Source organism: Bradyrhizobium sp. 33ap4 (assembly GCF_032654765.1).
In the GTDB taxonomy this organism is placed as follows: domain Bacteria; phylum Pseudomonadota; class Alphaproteobacteria; order Rhizobiales; family Xanthobacteraceae; genus Bradyrhizobium; species Bradyrhizobium australafricanum.
In genome coordinates this window covers 1-725 of record NZ_JAUMTJ010000217.1, presented here as the reverse complement: position 1 = coordinate 725, position 725 = coordinate 1, and the positions used below count along the sequence as shown (strand labels likewise).

At 60.1% G+C, this 725-nt stretch carries 1 rRNA gene; it reads left to right on the top strand.

Annotation, left to right across the window (positions count from 1 at the left end):
* Window positions 1-201 (top strand): 23S ribosomal RNA (locus Q2M23_RS43730); the annotation flags it as partial.
* Between the last annotated feature and the right edge of the window lie 524 nt (window positions 202-725).

Sequence of the window (725 nt, the reverse complement as noted above, 5' to 3'; positions counted from 1 at the left end):
GAGTGGGTACCAGGCCCGTCTCTGCTCCTGGTCTTGTGAGATGGCACCTCTCGACAGTCAGGTTGCTTGAGAGTGCAGCCCTAAGCAGTTGGTAAACTCCATCTAAGGCTAAATACTACCGAGATACCGATAGTCAACAAGTATCGTGAGGGAAATTTGAAAAGAACGTTGAAGAGAGAGTTCAAGAGTACGTGAAACCGCTTAGAGTGAAACGGGTGGGCCCTCGAAGATCGAGGGCGGCGGAATTCAGCCGGTAAGTATCCTGGATTGCCACGGGCAATGGGCGGCGGACGGGTCCGTTTCGGGCCTCGTCTTCCGGAATGGGCGGGGCTCCGGGTGAACGCTGGCGCACTTTCTGCCGTCGGTAGAACGCCGCGGCCGGCACGGGCACCCCCACAAGTGCGACTTTCGGGCGACGGCAGGTGGACTTCGACGGGAGAGACCTGTTGCGGGAGTTACAGCCAGCCGATCGGAAGTAACGCCACCCTGCCGAGGATGAACCTTGGAAGCGGACTAACCTCCGCTTCCGCCTGTCCTCAAAACCGTGGCGCGGGATTCCCGAACAACCGGCACGTAGGTTCCGGCTTCGCTTCGCAGCCTCGCGCTCGCGTGCGTTGTTGGGCTTAAGACCATGCGTGATGGGTTTCCCGCGGAGGCGCAGGTTGGTTTGCGGCGAGTAGGTCGGTAACCCACCCGACCCGTCTTGAGACACGGACCAAGTCGGC